The sequence below is a fragment of the Streptosporangium minutum genome, from assembly GCF_002149035.1.
GTDB classification, from domain to species: Bacteria; Actinomycetota; Actinomycetes; order Streptosporangiales; family Streptosporangiaceae; genus Streptosporangium; species Streptosporangium minutum.
Map to the genome: position 1 here is coordinate 1 of NZ_NGFP01000497.1, position 1,516 is coordinate 1,516.

Consider the following 1,516-nt stretch of genomic DNA (forward strand, 5'->3'; position numbering starts at 1 on the left):
GTTCTGGGAGATGCCGAGCAGGACGTTGCGCAGGGTGCCGGGGGTGGGCCGCTGGGCGGGGTCGCCGGAGAGCAGCTGGAACAGGATCGGCGCGATCGGGCCCGCGTTGTCGAGGGAGCCGCCGGGTGAAGGCGCGCGCCCCTCGACGGCGGTGTAGAGGGTGGCGCCGAGCGACCACAGGTCGGCCGCCGGGCCCGTCACGCCCTCGGGGGCGGTGAAGGTCGGGGACCGGAAGGTCGGCGCGCTGAGGATGATCTGGTCGTAGGGGCCGAGCAGCACCGAGCCGGGCCGTACGTCACCGTGGAGCATCCCCTGGCCGTGCACGACCACGAGCTGGTCCAGCACGGCGAGGCCGACGGTGGCGGCCTGCTGCGGCGCCATCGGCCCGAGCCGCCCGATCACCTGTTCCAACGAGGCCTGTTCCAGCACCGCCGGGCTCGGCACCCCGGTGGAGGCGGGCCCGCCGGCGTGCCTGCCCTGCGATCGAGGGACGTCTGGGTGGTTCATCAGGAACTCCCCAGGAGATCCCGGGCTTCGGCCCAGGGGAGAATCGGGGGGCGTGGGAGGGCCGTCAAGGCCCGAGGGGTGTCATGACCTCGGGGGTTCCGCATGCCGTCGTCCTTCTCTTGGTATGGTCTGTGTATTCGGACGGGCTGGCGATAGTCAAGTCGGCCTGTCCGGGTCTTGGCCGCCGGGCTGGCGGACAGGTGGAACGCCTGCGGAGCGGGTGTAAGACCTCGGCTTGGGTCCGTCCCGGGGGCTGCCTGCGGTGAAACAGGAAGATCCCACCCGCGAGGGTGGGAATCCCCGGCTTCAGCCGTGGGGAGGATGTCAACCGGTCGCTTTCTGCTTGTTCAGCGCGTTCGCGATCCAGGTGGCGGCGGTATGAGTGCCGGTCTGGATCGCGGGGCCGTCCTTGCTGCCGTCCACCACGGTGTAGCTGACGTCGACGACGAGGTTGTCGACGCGGAGCACCACGTGGCTCTTCTCGAGCCTGCCGGTCTTCCGGTTCTCGTAGAGGTCGTAGCCGAACGCCTCGTCCCCGACGGGTTTGACCGTCAGCGGGCCGGTGGTCCGGGCCGAACGGTTCCCGGCCTCGATGCCCGACCAGCTCCAGGCGGTCTCCCCGTTGGGCAGGGTGCCGTTGCGCTGGTTCACGAAGAGTTCGTGGGCCTGGCGTGGGCTCTTGCCCCACTGCTTGTCCGTTCCCGCCGGGTAGACCTCCAGACCGGCCCCGGAGGTCGTCCACTGGCAGCCACCGTCGTTGGTCGGCTGCCCCTCCGCCTTCAGGGCGGGCAGGAGCTTCTTGAACGTGGCCGAGGGGACCAGCTTGCACAGGTTCACCGGGGTGGCGAAGACGCCGGGCCGCTCGCTGAGCCGCACCGGCCCGTCCGGGGCCGTACGGTCCGCGACCAGGTGGGTCACGCCCATGGCGGCCCCGATGACCGCCGCGACCGCCGCCACCTCCGCGGCCGCCCACAGGGCCGTGCGTCCCCTGCGAGGGGCGGGTGCGGGC

At 71.6% G+C, this 1,516-nt stretch carries 2 protein-coding genes; both read right to left on the reverse strand.

What is annotated here, in order from left to right:
• Positions 1-507, reverse strand: a 507-nt coding sequence (locus tag CA984_RS43985; RefSeq protein WP_479725549.1) for a protein kinase family protein, incomplete at its 3' end; no start/stop codon positions are given.
• Positions 508-831: 324 nt separating this feature from the next.
• Positions 832-1,516, reverse strand: a 685-nt coding sequence (locus CA984_RS46930; protein ID WP_165781656.1) for a hypothetical protein, incomplete at its 5' end; no start/stop codon positions are given.